Annotated in this window: 15 protein-coding genes; all 15 read left to right on the forward strand. The window is 73.7% G+C overall.

All coding sequences use genetic code 11. The features are described from left to right. Nucleotides 1-3 precede the first annotated feature (3 nt). The 15 genes from FHX31_RS06590 to FHX31_RS06660 all read left to right on the forward strand — a co-directional run bounded on the left by FHX31_RS06590 (nt 4) and on the right by FHX31_RS06660 (nt 16,860). Entirely contained in the window at nt 4-2,217 is a 2,214-nt protein-coding gene (locus tag FHX31_RS06590) for a peptidoglycan D,D-transpeptidase FtsI family protein (protein ID WP_091331120.1), read from the forward strand. A gap of 52 nt (nt 2,218-2,269) precedes the next feature. Beyond that, the gene (locus tag FHX31_RS06595; RefSeq protein ID WP_176739787.1) at nt 2,270-3,832 is read left to right on the forward strand and encodes a UDP-N-acetylmuramoyl-L-alanyl-D-glutamate--2,6-diaminopimelate ligase; all 1,563 of its coding nucleotides are present in this window, start codon (nt 2,270-2,272) and stop codon (nt 3,830-3,832) included. After that, nucleotides 3,829-5,238 (forward strand): UDP-N-acetylmuramoyl-tripeptide--D-alanyl-D-alanine ligase, encoded by a 1,410-nt coding sequence (locus tag FHX31_RS06600; protein WP_091331121.1) that lies wholly within the window; start codon nt 3,829-3,831, stop codon nt 5,236-5,238. Before FHX31_RS06595 ends, FHX31_RS06600 begins: the two co-directional genes overlap by 4 nt. Continuing rightward, the gene (gene mraY, locus FHX31_RS06605) at nt 5,235-6,362 is read left to right on the forward strand and encodes a phospho-N-acetylmuramoyl-pentapeptide-transferase (RefSeq protein WP_091331122.1); all 1,128 of its coding nucleotides are present in this window, start codon (nt 5,235-5,237) and stop codon (nt 6,360-6,362) included. Before FHX31_RS06600 ends, mraY begins: the two co-directional genes overlap by 4 nt. Before the next feature lie 152 nt (nt 6,363-6,514). Further along, a complete protein-coding gene (locus tag FHX31_RS06610) occupies nt 6,515-8,017 on the forward strand; it encodes an FtsW/RodA/SpoVE family cell cycle protein (RefSeq protein ID WP_036310930.1) in 1,503 nt (500 codons plus the stop codon). Beyond that, nucleotides 8,017-9,123: an undecaprenyldiphospho-muramoylpentapeptide beta-N-acetylglucosaminyltransferase gene (gene murG, locus FHX31_RS06615; protein WP_184975474.1), complete on the forward strand. Its 1,107-nt coding sequence runs from the start codon at nt 8,017-8,019 to the stop codon at nt 9,121-9,123. The genes FHX31_RS06610 and murG overlap by 1 nt, the downstream gene beginning before the upstream one ends. A 31-nt stretch (nt 9,124-9,154) precedes the next feature. Then, nucleotides 9,155-10,636, forward strand: a complete 1,482-nt coding sequence (murC, locus tag FHX31_RS06620; protein WP_184975477.1) for a UDP-N-acetylmuramate--L-alanine ligase — start codon at nt 9,155-9,157, stop codon at nt 10,634-10,636. After that, on the forward strand, nt 10,633-11,451 hold the full coding sequence (locus FHX31_RS06625; RefSeq protein ID WP_013287600.1) for a cell division protein FtsQ/DivIB: 819 nt from the start codon (nt 10,633-10,635) through the stop codon (nt 11,449-11,451). The genes murC and FHX31_RS06625 overlap by 4 nt, the downstream gene beginning before the upstream one ends. Before the next feature lie 246 nt (nt 11,452-11,697). Continuing rightward, nucleotides 11,698-12,813 carry a cell division protein FtsZ gene (gene ftsZ / locus FHX31_RS06630; protein ID WP_013287599.1) on the forward strand — a complete coding sequence of 372 codons (1,116 nt, stop codon included), beginning with the start codon at nt 11,698-11,700 and terminating at the stop codon, nt 12,811-12,813. A gap of 9 nt (nt 12,814-12,822) precedes the next feature. Next, nucleotides 12,823-13,569, forward strand: coding sequence for a YggS family pyridoxal phosphate-dependent enzyme (locus tag FHX31_RS06635; RefSeq protein ID WP_013475790.1), 747 nt, complete (start codon nt 12,823-12,825; stop codon nt 13,567-13,569). 193 nt (nt 13,570-13,762) lie between these two features. Further along, on the forward strand, nt 13,763-14,464 hold the full coding sequence (locus tag FHX31_RS06640) for a cell division protein SepF (protein WP_184975480.1): 702 nt from the start codon (nt 13,763-13,765) through the stop codon (nt 14,462-14,464). Nucleotides 14,465-14,492: 28 nt separating this feature from the next. After that, nucleotides 14,493-14,798: a YggT family protein gene (locus tag FHX31_RS06645; protein WP_013287596.1), complete on the forward strand. Its 306-nt coding sequence runs from the start codon at nt 14,493-14,495 to the stop codon at nt 14,796-14,798. Between the two features lie 41 nt (nt 14,799-14,839). Beyond that, nucleotides 14,840-15,643 (forward strand): DivIVA domain-containing protein, encoded by an 804-nt coding sequence (locus tag FHX31_RS06650; protein WP_013287595.1) that lies wholly within the window; start codon nt 14,840-14,842, stop codon nt 15,641-15,643. 300 nt (nt 15,644-15,943) lie between these two features. Then, nucleotides 15,944-16,552 (forward strand): hypothetical protein, encoded by a 609-nt coding sequence (locus tag FHX31_RS06655; protein ID WP_276315987.1) that lies wholly within the window; start codon nt 15,944-15,946, stop codon nt 16,550-16,552. A gap of 2 nt (nt 16,553-16,554) precedes the next feature. Then, nucleotides 16,555-16,860, forward strand: coding sequence for a DUF167 domain-containing protein (locus FHX31_RS06660; RefSeq protein WP_013287593.1), 306 nt, complete (start codon nt 16,555-16,557; stop codon nt 16,858-16,860). Nucleotide 16,861 lies beyond the last annotated feature (1 nt).

Genomic DNA, 16,861 nt, shown 5'->3' on the forward strand with positions numbered 1-16,861 from the left:
GTCATGCCGCCGAGATCGGATGATCCGCGCCGGGACGCCACGGGCTCCCGGCGCGGATCGTCGCGGGGGTCGGAGCCGCGCGAGGCGGGCCTCGGCGGGATCTCCGACGCCCGCGCGTACACCCCGCGCGGGCGGACCGTGCGCGAGGGCGGCGGCGCCGAGCAACGGCGTACCCCCCGCAGCAACCGGTCCGGCGACCCGTTCCGGCCCGCGTTGCAGGTGCTCGACGGCGGCCGGGCCGGGCGGACCGGCACGCGCGAGCCCGCGACCGACGGCGCCCGGTCCGGCCGCCGGTCCACCGCCGCGGGCGGCCGGGCCGGCGTGGTGCGGACCGTCTCGTCCCGGCCGGTGCGGGAACCGTTCGACGACGACGAGGACGCGCCGCCGCCGCGCCGCCGGTCCCAGCCGCGCCGCCCCGCCGCCCAGCCCCGCCGCCCGGTACGTAAGCCGCGCCGGCCGCCGCGACTCGGCGACCCGCGCCGGCGGCTGCGGCTCGGCACCGTGCTGGCGCTGGCGTTGTTCGCCAGCATCGGCGTGCGGCTGGTCTACCTCCAGACCGTGGACACCCCGGCGTACGCCGACGGCGGCCTGCCCAACCGGCTCGCCGTGGTCGAGCTGCCCGCCCCGCGCGGGGCGATCCTCGACCGCAGCGGCGAGCCGCTGGCGCACAGCGTCGAGGCCCGGTACGTGTTCGCCGACCCGACACGGGTCAAGGACCGGTTCGCCACCGCGCGTCTGCTCTCCCCGCTGCTCGGCGTGCCCGTGTCCGACCTGGCCGAGAAGATGCGCAAGCGCACCCTGCCCGGCACCGACACCCCGTTGCAGTTCGTCTACCTGGCCCGCGGTGTGGAGATCGCGACCGCCAAGCGGATCATGGAGCTCGACCTGGCCGGCATCAACGTGCACCGCGACGAGCGGCGCGAGGTGCCCGGCGGTGACCTGGCCGCCAACCTGATCGGCTTCGTCAGCCAGGACATGAACGGCCTGGAAGGGCTGGAGGCCAAGTACGACGACGTGCTGCGCGGGCAGGCCGGCAAACGGACCTACGAGGTGGGCCTCGGTGACCTGGCCGCGCCCATCCCGGGCGGCTACAGCCGCACCACCCAGCCGCAGCCGGGCAGCTCGCTGAAGCTCACCGTCGACCGGGACCTCCAGTTCATGACGCAGCGGATCCTGGCGAAGCAGACGGCCAAGGTGAAGGGCAGCGTCGGCGCCGCGGTGATCATCGAGGTGCCGAGCGGTGAGGTGCTGGCGCAGGCCAGCCAGCCGACGTACGACGCGGCCAACCCCACCAAGGTCGGTTCCCCGGCCGACCGGGACGACGCGGCCACCACGTTCGTGGTCGACCCCGGCTCGATCCACAAGGCGATCACGTACGGCGCGGCTCTCCAGGAGGGCGTGATCACGCCGGACACCGCGTTCCCGGTCGCCGACACGATCGTCCGGGGCGGCGTCACCTTCCGCGACACCCACCCGGTCGGTGGCCGCACCATGAGCATCCCCGGCATGCTCGCCTTCTCGTCGAACGTCGGCACCATCGAGATCGCCGAGAAGCTGGGCAAGGACCGGCTGTTCGACTACCAGAAGCGGTTCGGGCTGGGCCAGGCCACCGGTGAGGGCATGCCCGGCGAGGCGGCCGGCCGGCTGCTGCCGCCGGACCAGTGGAGCGGCTCGGCGTACGGGTCGGTGCCGATCGGGCACAGCGTGGACGCCACGCCGCTGCAGATGGCCGCCGCGTACGCCACCATCGCCAACAACGGCACGTACGTGCAGCCGCACCTGGTCAAGGAGACCATCGGCGCGGACGGCGAGCGCAGCCCCGCCGCGGCGCCCACCACCCGCTCGGTGCTCAGCCCGGCCAACGCGGCGGCGCTGCGCCGGATGATGGAGGCGGTCACCACGGTCGACGGCCCGGACGGCCGGGCGACCGGTCTGGCCGCCGCCGTACCCGGATACCGGGTGGCCGGCAAGACCGGCACCGGTCTGCGCTACGACGGCGGCAAGCAGCAGCCCGGCGAGGTCGGCTCGTTCATCGGCATGGCCCCGGCGGAGAACCCCCGGTACGTGGTCGCGGTGTTCGTGTGGAGCCCCGGCGGCGGGGGCGGCGCGGTCGCCGCGCCGGCTTTCCGGGAGATGATGGGCTTCACTCTCCGCCACTACCGGGTGCCGCCGTCGCTCACCAACAAGTCCCCGAAGTTCGAGGTCTTTCCGCGCTGAGCGGGGACGGCGGGACATCATCGGTGAGTGGCGACGAACCACCGGGGCGGCTGTGCGGTCGGAACCGGACGACCGGGTAGGGTCTGACGCCGTGCCCGGCAATCCACGTCCCACAACCGTGCGCCCCGTACGGCTCGGCGACCTCGCCGCCCGCGTGGCGGCGACCCCGCCGGAGGAGGCCGCCGAACTGGCCGTCACCGGCGTGACCCACGCCTCCCAGGAGGTACGCCCCGGCGACCTGTACGCCGCCCTGCCCGGCGCCCGGCGCCACGGCGCGGAGTTCGCCGCGGCCGCCGCCGAGGCGGGCGCGGTGGCCCTGCTGACCGACCCGGCCGGCGCGGCGCTGGCTGCCGGGACCGGCCTGCCCGTGCTCGTCGTCGACGACCCGCGCGACGCGCTCGGCGAGGTGGCCGCGACCGTGTACGGCGACCCGACCGCCGGCCTGACCGTGATCGGGGTGACCGGCACCGCCGGCAAGACCTCCACCAGCTACCTGGTCGAGTCGGGGCTGCGCGCCGCCGGGCACGTCACCGGGCTGATCGGCACCGTGGAGACCCGCCTCGGCGACCTGGTGATCGACAGCGTCCGGACCACCCCGGAGGCCACCGACCTGCACGCCATGCTCGCGGTGGCCCGCGAGCACGGGGTGGACACCGTGGTCATGGAGGTGTCCAGCCACGCCCTCGCCATGGGCCGGGTCGGCGGCGTCCGGTTCGACGTCGGCGGCTACACCAACTTCGGCTCCGACCACCTGGACTTCCACGCCGACGAGGCGGACTACTTCGCGGCCAAGGCCAAGCTGTTCGACGGCCGCTGCCGGGTCGAGGTGCTCAACCACGACGACCCGGCGCTGCGTCCGCTGCACAAGCCGGGCACCGTCACCTACTCGGCGGCCGGCGACCCGGACGCGACCTGGTGGGCCGACGGGATCGACGGCGAGGGCTACGCGCAGCGCTTCACACTGCACGGGCCGGACGGCCTGGCGCTGCCCACCGGCGTGGCGCTGCCCGGCCGGCACAACGTCGCGAACGCGCTGCTGGCGGTGGCGCTGCTGGTCGCCGTCGGAGTGGACGCGGAGACCGCGGCGCGCGGCGTGGCCGCCTGCGGCGGCGTGCCCGGCCGGCTGGAACTGGTCAGCGGCGACGCGCCGGTACGCGGGGTGGTCGACTACGCGCACAAGGCCAACGCGATCGAGGCGGTGCTCATCGCGCTGCGCGACCTGACCGAAGGCCGGCTGATCTGCGTGCTGGGCGCCGGCGGCGACCGGGACCGGGGCAAGCGGCCGGTGATGGGCGGCGTGGCCGCGCGCGGCGCCGACGTGGTGCTGGTGACCGACGACAACCCGCGGACCGAGGACCCGGCCGCGATCCGGGCCGAGGTGCTGGCCGGCGCGTACGCCGCCGCGACCCCGGCCCGCGTCATCGAGGTGCCCGGGCGGCGGGCGGCGATCGAGGAGGCGGTCCGGGTGGCCGAACCGGGTGACGTGGTGGCGGTGCTGGGCAAGGGCCAGGAACGCGGCCAGGAGATCGGCGGCGAGGTGCTGCCGTTCGACGACCGGGTGGAGCTGGCGGCGGCGCTGCGCGCCCGCTTCGGCGACCTGGTGGGTCAGCGGTGATCCCGCTGACGCTGGCCGAGGTGGCCGCCGCCGTCGACGGCCGGCTCGTCGGCGCCGACCCGGACGCCCGGGTCACCGGCACCGTGGAGTTCGACTCCCGCAAGGTCAACCGGGGCGGGCTGTTCGTCGCCTTCCCCGGCGAACGGGTGGACGGCCACGACTACGCGGCCGGTGCGATCTCGGCCGGCGCGGTGGCGGTGCTCGGCACCCGGGAGGTGCCGGGCGTGCCGATGGTGCTCGTCGGCGACGCGCTCGACGCGATGGGCCGGCTGGCCCGCGCGGTGGTGGACCGGCTGCCCGGGCTGACCGTGATCGGGCTGACCGGCTCGTCCGGCAAGACCACCACCAAGGACCTGATCGCCCAGCTCGCGGTGCGGCTCGGCCCGACGGTGGCGCCGCCCGGCTCGTTCAACAACGAGCTGGGGCACCCGTACACCGCGTTGCAGGCCACGCCGGAGACCCGCTACCTGGTGATGGAGAAGGGCGCCCGCGGGGTCGGGCACGTCCGCTACCTGTGCGACGTGGTGCCGCCGCGGATCTCCGTGGTCCTCAACGTGGGCGTGGCGCACCTGGGCGAGTTCGGCTCGGTGGAGACCATCGCGCTCGCCAAGGGCGAACTGGTCGAGGCGCTGCCCGACGACGGGCTGGCGGTGCTCAACGCAGACGACCCGCGGGTGGACGCGATGGCGTCGCGTACCGGTGCCCGGGTGGTGCGCTACGGCGAGTCGGAGCGCGCCGACGTGCGCGCCGTGGACGTGACGCTCGACGGCCGGGGACGGCCCTCGTACACCCTGGTCACGCCGGAGGGCAGCGCGCCGGTGCGGCTCGGGCTGACCGGCCGGCACCAGGTCTCCAACTCGCTCGCCGCCGCGGCTGTCGGCCGGGAGCTGGGCCTGCCGCTGCCCGACCTGGCGGCGGCGCTGAACGAGCTGGGCCTGGTCTCGACCCGCCGGATGGACGTCTTCGAGCGTCCCGACGGGGTGACCGTGATCGACGACTCGTACAACGCCAACCCGGCGTCCACCGGCGTGGCGCTGCGGGCGCTGGCCAGCATGCGTGGCGACGGGCGTACCGTCGCGGTGCTCGGCTACATGGCCGAGCTGGGTGACTTCGAACTTCAGGGGCATCAGCAGGTCGGCCGGCTCGCGGCCGAACTGGGAGTGGACCGGCTGCTCGTGGTGGGCGAGCCGGCGGCGCCGATCCACGAGGGCGCGACAGCGGTAGGTAATTGGGGAGGAGAGTCGGTGCTGCTCACCGATCAGGCGGCGGCCGTCGAGGTGCTGCGGAGCGAGCTGCGTCCAGGGGACGTGGTGCTGGTGAAGGGCTCCCGGTACCGGACCTGGGAGGTGGCCGACGCGTTGCGCGCGGACGCCCGTGCGGGTGCGACGGAGGGCGGCGCCGCATGAGGGCGGTCATCGTCGCCATCGGGGTCGCGTTCCTGATCTCGCTGTTCTGTACCCCGATCGCGATCAAGGTGTTCGCCCGGCTCAAGGCCGGCCAGCCGATCCGATCGAACCTCGGGCTCGCCAGCAACGAGGGCAAGAAGGGCACGCCGACCATGGGCGGCGTGGTCTTCATCCTGGCCACAGTCATCGCGTACGTCGCCGGGCACCTGGCTCTGACCACGCTGCCGGACGCGCAGATCGCCCAGGTCGAGCCGACCATCACGGCGCTGGTGCTGCTGGGGCTGATGGTGTTCTCCGGCGCGGTCGGCTTCATCGACGACTTCCTGAAGGTGCGCAAGCGGCACAGCGGCGGTCTCAACAAGCGGGGCAAACTGGCCGGGCAGATCCTGGTCGGCGCGGTCTTCGGCGCGGTGGCGGTCTACTTCCCGTCCAGCATGACCGACGCCGGCGGCAACGCGACGAACACCGAGACCGTGGGCAGCACCACGCTGAGCTTCATCCGGGACATCCCGGCGCTGGAGATCGGCAAGATCGGCGCGGTGATCGTCATCATCATGGTGGTCATGGCGGCCACCAACGGCGTCAACCTCACCGACGGCCTGGACGGCCTGGCCACCGGCGCCTCGGTGATGGTGCTGGCGGCGTACGCGCTGATCGCGTTCTGGCAGTACCGGCACTGGTGCGCCGACCCGAACTACACCGAGTCGTACTGCTACACCGTGCGCGACCCGCTGGAGATCGCGTTGATCGCCGGCGCGGCGGCCGGCGCCTGCGTGGGCTTCCTGTGGTGGAACACGTCACCGGCGCGGATCTTCATGGGCGACACCGGCGCGCTCGGGCTGGGCGGCCTGATCGCCGGCATGGCGATGTCCACCCGCACCATCCTGCTGCTGCCGATCCTGGGCGGCCTCTTCGTGATCATCACGATGTCCGTGGTCATCCAGATCATCTCCTTCCGTACCACCGGCAAGCGCGTGTTCCGGATGTCGCCGTTGCAGCATCACTTCGAGCTGGCGGGCTGGAGCGAGGTCAACATCGTGGTCCGGTTCTGGATCATCGCCGGTATCGGCGTGGCCATCGCGCTGGGCCTGTTCTACAGCGAGTTCCTCGCCGCGGTCAGCTGACGCCTCGGGTGTAAGGAAGGGCCCCTTATTAACAGACGTCTGTTAATAAGGGGCCCTTCCTTCAGATCCGACACGCCGACCGGGCGGTTGCGCCACGGGCGGGCGGGTCGAGCGGCCATGATGGGCCTGTGGGGGAGGGACGAGACATCCAGGTGACCAGCGACCCGCCGGCCCGCCGTGCCCCGGCGGCGACGCCACCGGCCGACCCGCCCGCGGCGCGCTGGGATCCGGCCGGTGGCCTGGCCGCGCTGCGCGGCCTGCTGGCCCGGCCGCTGGCCTCCTACTACCTGCTGCTGTCCAGCGCCGGCCTGCTGCTGCTGATCGGCCTCACCATGGTCTTCTCCGCCACGAGCGTGAAGGACTTCGCCGAGGGCGGTGACGCGTCCGCGTCGCTGACCAAGCAGGCCGTGTTCGCGGTGATCGGCATCGGCGCGTTCTGGGCCTGCCAGCGGCTGCCCGCGCGCACGTTCCGGGCGGTGAGCCGCCCGGCGCTCGGCGTGGCGGTGGCGCTGCTGCTCACGCTCAACCTGTTCGTCGCGCTGAACTCGCTGTTCGGGGTGACGTCGATCGGGCCGCTGCGGGCCGAACTCCTCTCGCTCTCCCTGGGCCCGATCTCGCTGCAACCGGTCGAGGTGGCGAAGTTCGCGCTGGTGCTGTGGGCGGCGCACGTGCTGGCCCGCAAGGGCGCCTCGCTGGGCTGGTGGAAGGAACTGGCGACACCGCTGTTCCCGGTGGTGGGCCTGCTGTTCGTGCTGGTCGGCTTCAACGACCTGGGCAGCATGCTCTGCCTGCTGGCGCTCGTGGTCGGGCTGCTCTGGGCGGCCGGCGTGCGGGGCCGGGTCTTCGCCGCGCTCTCCGCGATCGGCCTGGCCGGCATCGGCCTGCTGGTGGCCGCCGCCTCGCTCGGCGCCGGCTCCGGCTCCCGGGACGCGGACAACTACCGGCTCGGCCGTCTCACCATGTGGCTCGACCCGCCGGATCCGAAGACCTGCTTCGAGCAGAAGCTGGACTACTGCTACCAGCTCGTGCAGGCCCGCTACGCGATCGGCAACGGCGGCTGGTTCGGCGTCGGCCTGGGCCAGAGCTCGCTGAAGTGGAACTACCTGCCCGAGGCGCACAACGACTTCATCTTCGCCATCGTCGCCGAGGAACTGGGCGTGGTCGGCTGCACAGTGGTCCTGACGCTGTTCGCCGTGCTCGCGTACACCGGGATGCGGATCGCCCGCCGGGTCGAGGACCCGTTCCGCCGGCTCGCCGCCGCCGGCGTGACCGCCTGGCTGGTCGGCCAGGCCGTCATCAACATCGGTGGCGTCACCGGGCTGCTGCCGCTGACCGGCGTACCGCTGCCGTTCATCTCCGACGGCGGCAGCGCCCTGGTGGTGACGCTCGCCGCGATCGGCATGCTCGCCTCGTTCGCCCGCGCCGAGCCGGACGCGGCGCGAGCGCTGCATGCCCGTCCGCCCGCCCGATGGGTCCGACTAGTGTGGGCCCCGTTGCCGCCGCTTCCCGGCCGGCGCCGCAGGCCGGCGCCGCCCCCGGCCGACCGAGGGTCCGTGCCCCGGTCCCGGCAGCGGCGGCAGGACGATCAGGCCGCGCCCCGCGGCGCCCGGTCCGACCGGGCGCGCACCGGCGCGGCGAGCGAGAGGAGACGCTGATGGGTCCGCTGCGTTCGGTGGTGCTCTGCGGAGGGGGTACGGGCGGGCACATCTACCCGCTGCTCGCCTTCGCCGACTGCCTGCGCCGACACGACCCGAGCGTCCGGATCACCTGTCTGGGCACACCCAAGGGGCTGGAGAACGAGCTGATCCCGCCGGCCGGCTACGACCTGCGGCAGATCCCGGCCTACCAGCTTCCCCGGTCGGTCAACATGAGCCTGGTGCGTACCCCGGACCGGATGTGGAAGGCGGCGCGCGCCGCGGGCAAGGTGATCGACGAGGTCCAGGCCGACGCCGTGGTCGGCTTCGGCGGGTACGTCTCGGTGCCCGGTTACCTGGCCGCGTGGCGGCGGGAGCTGCCCATCGTCATCCACGAGGTGAACGTGCCGCCGGGCGTGGCGAACCGGCTCGGGATGAAGTTCACCAAGAACGTCGCTGTGGGCTTCCCGCACCAGCCGGCCCAGGCCGAGGCGCTGCGCGACGCCCGCGTGGTCGGTGTGCCGCTGCGCCGGGGCATCGCCGGGCTGGACCGGGCCGCGCTGCGCGACGCCGCCCGCGCCCACTTCGGACTCCGTCCCGACCTGCCGGTGCTGTTCGTCGCCGGCGGTTCGCAGGGCGCCCGCTCGATCAACCTCGCCGTCTCCGGCGCGGCGAAGGAACTGGCCCGCAACGGTGTGCAGGTGCTGCACGTCATCGGCGCCCGCAACGAGCCGGTCTCCGTGCCGACCGACCTGCCGGTGCCGTACGTCACGCTGCCGTACCTGTCCGAGATGGAGCTGGGTTACGCCGCCGCCGATCTGATGCTGGCCCGGGGCGGCGCGATGACCTGCGCCGAGGTGGCCGCGATCGGCCTGCCCACCATCTACGTGCCCTACCCGCACAGCAACCAGGAGCAGAAGCGCAACGCGCTGCCGGTGGTGGAGGCGGGCGGCGGTCTGCTGGTCGACGACGCCGAGATGACCCCGGCCTGGGTGGAGCGGACGGTGATCCCGCTGATCCGGGACCCGCAGCGCCTGTACGCGATGAGCCACGCCGCAGCCGGCTACGGCCGCCGCGACGGCGACGTGGCGTTGCTGAACTTCGTCTACGAGGCGGTTTCCCGCTGATGAGGGCAACCGCGACGGGAAGGTACGTCTGATGAACACCGCGCAGTTCACGCCCGCCGGCACCATGACGGCGGAGGACCTGGGCCGGATCCACCTGATCGGGGTGGGCGGCGTCGGGATGGCCGGCCTGGCCCGGCTCTTCCTGACCCGGGGCCTGCCGGTCTCCGGCAGCGAGCTGCGGGAGTGGCCGTCGCTGGCCGGCCTGCGGGCGCTCGGCGGCACCATCCACTCCAGCCACGAGGCGTCGAACCTCGACGGGGTGGACACGGTGGTCTACTCCTCGGCCATCCCGCAGGACCACCTGGAGATGGTCGAGGCGCGTCGCCGGGGCCTGCGGGTGCTGCACCGCTCCGAGGCGCTCGCCGCCGCGATGACCGGGCGCCGCACGGTGGCGGTGGCCGGCACCCACGGCAAGACGTCCACCACGTCGATGGTCACCATGGTGCTCCAGCAGGCCGGCACCGACCCGTCGTTCGTGATCGGCGGCGAGATCTCCGAGGTGGGTTCCGGCGCGCACCACGGCACCGGCGAGCACTTCGTGGTCGAGGCGGACGAGAGCGACCGCTCGTTCCTCATCTACCGGCCGTTCGTGTCGATCATCACGAACGTCGAGGCGGACCACCTCAACACCTACGGCGACCTGGCCACGCTGGAGGCGGCGTTCGCCGAGTTCGCCCGGCTCACCGACCCGGCCGGCTTCGTGATCACCTGCGCTGACGACGCGGGCGGGCGCCGGCTGGCCGAGACGCTGCGCGCCGAGGGCCGCCGGGTCTGGACGTACGGCGAGTCCGCCGACGCGGACCTGCGGATGAGCGAGGTCGTCTCGTCCGCGCACGGGGTGCGCTACCAGGCCGAGGTCGAGGGCCGGCCGCTGGGTGAGATCCGGCTGCCCGTACCGGGCCGGCACATGGCGCTCAACAGCGCCGCCGCGGTGCTCGCCGCGTACCTGCTGGACCTGCCGGTGGCCGCGGCGGAGGCCGCGCTCGGCGCGTTCCCCGGCGTGCGGCGCCGCTTCGAGCGCAAGGGCGCGGCGGACGGTGTGCTGGTCTACGACGAGTACGCCTACCACCCGACCTCGATGACGCTCGCGTTGCAGACGCTGCGCGAGGTGGCCGGCGACGGCCGGCTGATCGTGGTGTTCCAGCCGTACCGGCTCTACCGCACCCGCGACAACCAGGCGGAGATCGCCGCCGCGCTCGGCATCGCCGACGAGGTGGTGCTGCTGGAGGTCTTCGGCCCCGGCGAGACGCGCCGTCCCGGCGAGGGTTCGGCCGCGCTGATCCAGGAGGTGCCGCTGCCGGCCGAGCGCAAGGTGTTCGTCGAGGCGTGGGACGACGTGCCGGGCGAGGTGGCCCGGCGGGCGCGGACCGGCGACGTGGTGGTGACCATGGGCGCGCCGCCGATCTCGCTGATGGGTGACCAGTTGCTCGACGCCCTGCTCGCCCGCTCCGCCGGGGGCACGGGGCTCGGCGCCGGCGTCGACCCGGACGGCGCGGCGACCCCCGCCGGATGAGTCCCGGTCCGGCCCGCGGCCGTACCCCCGGACCGGACGGCGGGGCGGGGCGGCGCAGCCCGGCCCGGCGCTGGCAGCTCGTGCGGGCGAACGCGGACGCCGTGCCGCCGTCGACCCGCCGGTTCATGGCCCGGGCCCGGCAACGGCGGATGCGGGCCGCGCTGCCCTGGGCGGTCGCCGCGGCGGTGCTCGCCGTCGCGGGCCTGGTCGCGTGGACGGTGCTGGGCACCGGCCTGTTCGGCGTACGCGAGGTGCGGGTGGTCGGCGCGCAACTGGTCACCCCGGTGCAGATCCGCGACGCCGCGGCGGTGCCGGACAACGAGCCGCTGGCCCGGGTGGACCTGGACGCGACCGCGCGCAAGGTCGGCACGCTGCCGCCGGTGGCCCGCGCCACTGTGGAGCGCCAGTGGCCGGACACGCTGGTGATCCGGGTGCAGGAGCGCACCGCGGTGGCGGCTGTGCCGCAGGGCGACGGCTTCGTGGTCGTCGACGGCTCGGGTGTGGTCTTCCAGCGCCTGGACCGGGCGCCGGACGGGTTGCCGCAGGTCCGGGTCGCCCGGCCCGGCCCCGACGACCCGGGTACGCGGGCCGGGCTGGCGGTGCTCGCCGCGCTGGGGGAGAAGCTGCGCGCGGAGCTGGTCGCAGTGGACGTGGCTGGCCTGGCCCGGATCACGCTGCTGCTGCGCGGCGAGCGTCAGGTCTTCTGGGGCGACGCCTCCCGCGGCACCGACAAGTCGACGGTGGCCACCTCGTTGCTGAGCCGCAAGGCGGACCGGATCGACGTCAGCGCGCCGGACGTGGTCACGTTCGAGTGACCCGTGGCTCAGCGAGCCCGCGCTGTGTCCCCTGTCGCTCGGTCGGCGACACGCCGGAACAGGTCCTTGGCTCCTGGCGCGGCGGCGCATACGTTGCCCCGAAGAGATCAGTGGTTGACATAACTCTAAGCCTCTAGTAGAGGGTGAGAGTTCAGCCGTCGGAGGCCACGGGGGAGTGCTCGACCGCTGATCCGGCCAAGCCGTGTGGGGTCGGCCCATGCCAATCTCGAAGGGAAAGGACCGGAGATGACACCTCCGCACAACTACCTGGCGGTCATCAAGGTCGTCGGCATCGGGGGCGGCGGCGTCAACGCCGTCAACCGGATGATCGAGGTTGGGCTCAAGGGCGTCGAGTTCATCGCGATCAACACCGACGCGCAGGCGTTGCTGATGAGCGACGCCGACGTCAAGCTCGACGTGGGCCGGGAGCTGACCCGGGGACTGGGCGCGGGCGCCAACCCGGACGTCGGCAAGAACGCCGCCGAGGACCACCGCGACGAGATCGAGGAGGTCCTCAAGGGCGCCGACATGGTGTTCGTGACCTGCGGCGAGGGCGGCGGCACCGGCACCGGCGGCGCGCCGGTCGTGGCGAACATCGCCCGCAAGCTCGGTGCGCTCACCATCGGTGTGGTCACCCGGCCGTTCTCGTTCGAGGGCAAGCGCCGGCAGGTCCAGGCCGAGGCGGGCATCGAGGAACTGCGCAACCAGTGCGACACGCTCATCGTGATCCCGAACGACCGGCTGCTTGCGCTCGGCGACCGCAACATCTCCATGATGGACGCGTTCCGCACCGCCGACCAGGTGCTCCTCTCCGGTGTCCAGGGCATCACCGACCTGATCACGACGCCGGGTCTGATCAACCTGGACTTCGCCGACGTGAAGAGCGTGATGAGCGGTGCCGGAAGCGCGCTCATGGGCATCGGCAGCGCGCGGGGCGAGAACCGCGCCGTCGAGGCGGCCGAGGCGGCGATCTCCAGCCCGCTGCTCGAGCAGAGCATGGACGGCGCGCGCGGCGTGCTGCTCTCCATCGCCGGCGGATCGGACCTCGGCCTGTTCGAGATCAACGATGCGGCGCAGCTGGTCACCGACGCGGCCCACCCGGACGCGAACATCATCTTCGGTGCGGTCATCGACGACGCGCTCGGCGACGAGGTGCGGGTCACCGTGATCGCGGCGGGCTTCGACGGGGGCACGCCGGCGTACAAGGCGGTGGAAGCGCCGCGCAAGAGCAACCAGAACCCGCCGGCCCAGCCGAACGCGCCGGTGAGCCCGCCGGCCACCATGCCGGCGCCGCAGCAGCCGTCGCGCCGGGTGCTCTTCGACGACGTCGACGTGCCCGACTTCCTGAAGAACGGGTCCTGAGCCGCGCCGATGACGGAGTCACAGACGGCGGTGCGGCCCGAGCGGCGTGCCGAACTCGCGGTCGGCCTGGCCCGGGTCCGGGCCCGCATCGCCGACGCCTGCGCGGCGGCCGGGCGGCAGCGCGACGAGGTCACACTGGTCGCGGTGACCAAGACGTACCCGGCGGCGGACGTGGTCGCGCTGGCCGGGCTCGGCGTGAGCGACGTCGGGGAGAACCGCGACCAGGAGGCGGCGCCGAAGGCGGAGGCGGTCGCCGCCGCCGGGGCCGCGCCGCGCTGGCACTTCATCGGCCAGTTGCAGCGCAACAAGGCCCGCTCGGTGGTCCGGTACGCCGACGTGGTCCAGTCGGTGGACAGCGTCCGGCTGGCCGCCGCGCTGGACGCCGCCGCCGGCGCGGTCCGGGACCGGCCGCTGGACGTGCTGGTGCAGGTGAGCATCGACGGCGACCCGGCCCGGGGCGGGGCGCTGCCGGGCGCGGCCGATCCGCAGCGAGGGCTCGACCCGGTGGCCGCGGCGGTGGCCGGCGCCGACGGTCTGCGGCTGGCGGGCCTGATGGCGGTGGCGCCGCTGGGCTGGGAGCCGGACCGGGCGTTCGCCCGGCTGGCCGAGGTGGCAGCGGCACTGCGGGCCGATCATCCGGACGCGACGGTGCTGTCGGCGGGCATGAGCGGAGACCTGGAGAGCGCGATCGGGCACGGCGCGACACATGTCCGTGTCGGCAGCGCGTTGCTCGGAATGCGCCCTGCGCTGCGGTAGCCTCACCACGACGGAAGCAAATTACATCAGTGTTGTTCAGGACGGCGTTCCCGTAGCCGGGGGCCGTGACGGGCGGACCGCGAACCGCGCGTCAGGGGATTGCCGATCCGGTCCGGTGGGCATGATCGTCCACTCGTGATCAAGCGACACGGCACGGGGGCGCGTGCCGCACGGCGGACGGAAGGGCGCGGGGATGGGTGCACTGCGCAAGGCGGGGGTCTGGCTCGGTCTCGTCGAGGAGGACGACGAGCGGGCGTACGAGGACGGTGGCTACGACAAGGGTGGCTACCGGGAATCGTCGCGCTACCGGTCGAGCCGGTACGCCGAGGAGTTCGCCGACGAGGACGACGACGAGGCCGAGGAGCCGCCGACGACGCGGAGCCGGCTCGGCGACCGGGGCCGGCTGTCCGAGCGCGCCTCCAGCCGCGCGGTCGACACCGACCGGGCCGAGGCCGAGCGCCCGGAGCGGGCCGAGCGGTCCAGCGTCCGGTCGATCACCCGGTCCTCCGCCGGTGACACCTCGGGCGCGCTGACCTACCACACCCGGGACAACCTCGCGCTCGCGCCGCAGGCCCAGCCGCGGGAGCGGGAGCGCGTGGCGCCGGAGGACGAGCAGCGCTACCAGATCACCACGCTGCACCCGACCACGTACCGCGAGGCGCGGACGATCGGCGAGCACTTCCGCGACGGCGTACCGGTGATCATCAATCTCACCGAGATGGACGAGGCGGACGCCCGCCGGCTCGTCGACTTCGCCGCCGGGCTCGCGTTCGGTCTGCGCGGTACGATCGAGCGCGTGACCAACCGGGTGTTCCTGCTCTCACCGGCCAACGTCCAGGTCACCGCGGAGGACAAGGCCAAGATCGCTGAGGGCGGCTTCTTCAGCCTGAGCTGAGCCGCACGACCGAGGGACGTCGCCTGCCGTGTTGTCGATCCTGTTCCAGGTGCTCTACCTGCTGCTGTACATCTTCCTAATTGTCCTCTTGGCGCGATTTGTTCTCGGGGCGGTGCTGGCCTATGGTCGCCGCTGGCAACCGGGGCGGGGAGCGTCGGCGGGACTGGAAGTCGTGTGGAGCGTCACTGATCCGCCCCTGCGAGCGTTGAGGCGTGTGATCCCGCCACTGCGAATTGGTACCGTGAGCATCGACCTGGCCTCCCTTGTGCTCCTGGTTATCCTGTTCGTGCTGATGGAGTTCGTGTTTAGGCGCCTGATCTTCGCGTTTGCCTGACCAGAGCGCTTTCGCGGCCGCAACTGACCCGAGGAGTTTCGATGCCGCTGACCCCGGCCGACGTTCACAACGTCGCCTTCAAAAAGCCGCCGATCGGCAAGCGGGGGTATGACGAGGAGGAGGTCGACGCCTTCCTGGACGAGGTCGAGCGCGAGCTGGCCCGTCTGATCGAGGAGAACAACGAGCTGCGCGCCCAGGTGGAGCGCGGCGGTCGGGGTGGCGCTCCCGCCGGCCCCGGCGGTGACGCCCGCCTCGCGGCGGAGCTCAACGACGTCAAGGCCCAGCTCGACCGGGTGCAGCGCGACAAGGCGGCCGCCGAGCAGGCGGCCCGCGCGATGCAGGCCGAGCTGGAGCAGGTGCGCACGCAGGGCGGCCCGGCCGGCGTGACCGGTGACGGCGAGCAGCAGGCGCTGCGGGTGCTCATGATGGCCCAGCGCACCGCCGACGACCACGTCTCCGACGCCCGTCGCGAGGCCGACCAGCTGCTCTCCGAGGCCCGTTCGAAGGCCGAGGAGGTCACCCGGGAGGCGCGCGCCAAGGCCGACGCCCTGGAGCGGGACGCCCGCCAGCGGCACCAGGAGGCCATGGGCGGCCTGGACGCCAAGCGCACCGCGCTGCAGAAGCACATCGAGGAGCTCAAGCAGTTCGAGCGCGAGTACCGCACCCGCCTCAAGGCGTACCTGGAGAGCCAGCTGCGTGACCTCGACGGTCGCGGCCAGGGCCTCGAGGTGGAGATGAACCGCGCCGAGGGCACCCGTGCCGCCGGCAGCAACGGTCTCGCCGCGGCCGGTCTCGCCGGCTCCTACGGCGGTGGCCGCGCGGGCTCGCTCGAGTCCGGCCGCTGATCCCGCGTCGGTGGCCGTCCCCGTGACGGCCACCGACCGCCCAGACCGACACGACGCGGCCGGGGGTGAGCCGTGGTAGCCGCCAGCATCCTGCTCATCCTCGTCGCGGTCGTGCTGCTGATCGCCGGCCTCGCCGGCGGATCCAGCCTCCTGCTCATCGTCTCGATCGCGGCCAGCCTGCTGTCCGCCGTCGCCTTCGTCGCGTTCGCCCGCCAGGCCGCCGCGGCGCGGGCCACGGCCGGCCGGGAGACCGGGCCGCGACTGCGAACCGCGCACACCGTCCCGTCCCCGGACGAGCCGGTGAGCCCGGTCCCGCACCACACGTCCACGTTCGGCGCCGGCGGATCCGGGTGGCGGCAACCGCCCGGGTCGCCGGTGACCGAGCCGGACGACGCCCCGCCGCCGGCCGCGTACTCGCCGCCGGCCGAGCCGTTCGACGCCGGGCCGCACACGCCGGCGTCCGGCACCGAGCCCGCCGCCGAGCCGTACACGACGGCGTCCGGCACCGAGCCCGCTGCCGGGCCGTACGCGACGGCGTTCGACGGCGAGCCCGCCGCCGGGCCGTACGCGGCGCCGGATCCGGTGGTCGCGGACGCGGCGCCCTACTCGCCGCCCGGCCCGCGCGTGCCGGAGACCGCACGGCCCACCTCCCCCGCACCGGGCGAGGCGTTCGACGGCGACCCGCCGGCCGAGTTCCTCTCCACGGGTGAGGTCGCCCGGCTGGTCCGGCTGCCCGACGAGGTCCTGGTGGTCGACGGCCATCCCCGCTTCCACCTGCCCGGCTGCCCGCACCTGGTGGGCCGGGAGGACGAACCGCTGCCGGTCGCCGAGGCGGTCGCGCTGGGCTTCACCCCGTGCGCGCACTGCGCCGCCGCCACCACCCTGCTCACCGAGGCCCGGCCGCGCTGACCATGACGATCGCGGACACACTCACCGTCGCGGTGCGGGTGAAGCCCGGGGCGGCCCGCGCCCGGGTAGGCGGGCGGTTCGACGGGCCGTACGGTCCGGCGCTCGTCGTCGCGGTGCACGCGCCCGCGGTGGACGGCCGCGCCACCGAGGCGGCCCGGCGCGCGCTCGCCGACGCGCTCGGCATCCGGCCGGCGACCGTGTCGCTGCGGTCCGGCGCGGCCAGCCGGGACAAGCTGTTCCTCGTCGAGCGCCCGCACGACGGGCTGCCCGAGGTGCTGCGCCGGCTGCGCGACGGCAGCACGGCGTGAG

The sequence above is a fragment of the Micromonospora sp. CNZ286 genome (assembly GCF_014207755.1).

Coding starts and splice junctions, on each gene's coding strand:
- FHX31_RS06650 (WP_013287595.1), top strand. CDS start 14,840: ATGCCGCTGACCCCGGCCGACGTTCACAACGTCGCCTTCAAAAAGCCG.
- FHX31_RS06635 (WP_013475790.1), top strand. CDS start 12,823: ATGACGGAGTCACAGACGGCGGTGCGGCCCGAGCGGCGTGCCGAACTC.
- murG (WP_184975474.1), top strand. CDS start 8,017: ATGGGTCCGCTGCGTTCGGTGGTGCTCTGCGGAGGGGGTACGGGCGGG.
- FHX31_RS06640 (WP_184975480.1), top strand. CDS start 13,763: ATGGGTGCACTGCGCAAGGCGGGGGTCTGGCTCGGTCTCGTCGAGGAG.
- ftsZ (WP_013287599.1), top strand. CDS start 11,698: ATGACACCTCCGCACAACTACCTGGCGGTCATCAAGGTCGTCGGCATC.
- mraY (WP_091331122.1), top strand. CDS start 5,235: ATGAGGGCGGTCATCGTCGCCATCGGGGTCGCGTTCCTGATCTCGCTG.
- FHX31_RS06590 (WP_091331120.1), top strand. CDS start 4: ATGCCGCCGAGATCGGATGATCCGCGCCGGGACGCCACGGGCTCCCGG.
- murC (WP_184975477.1), top strand. CDS start 9,155: ATGAACACCGCGCAGTTCACGCCCGCCGGCACCATGACGGCGGAGGAC.
- FHX31_RS06660 (WP_013287593.1), top strand. CDS start 16,555: ATGACGATCGCGGACACACTCACCGTCGCGGTGCGGGTGAAGCCCGGG.
- FHX31_RS06625 (WP_013287600.1), top strand. CDS start 10,633: ATGAGTCCCGGTCCGGCCCGCGGCCGTACCCCCGGACCGGACGGCGGG.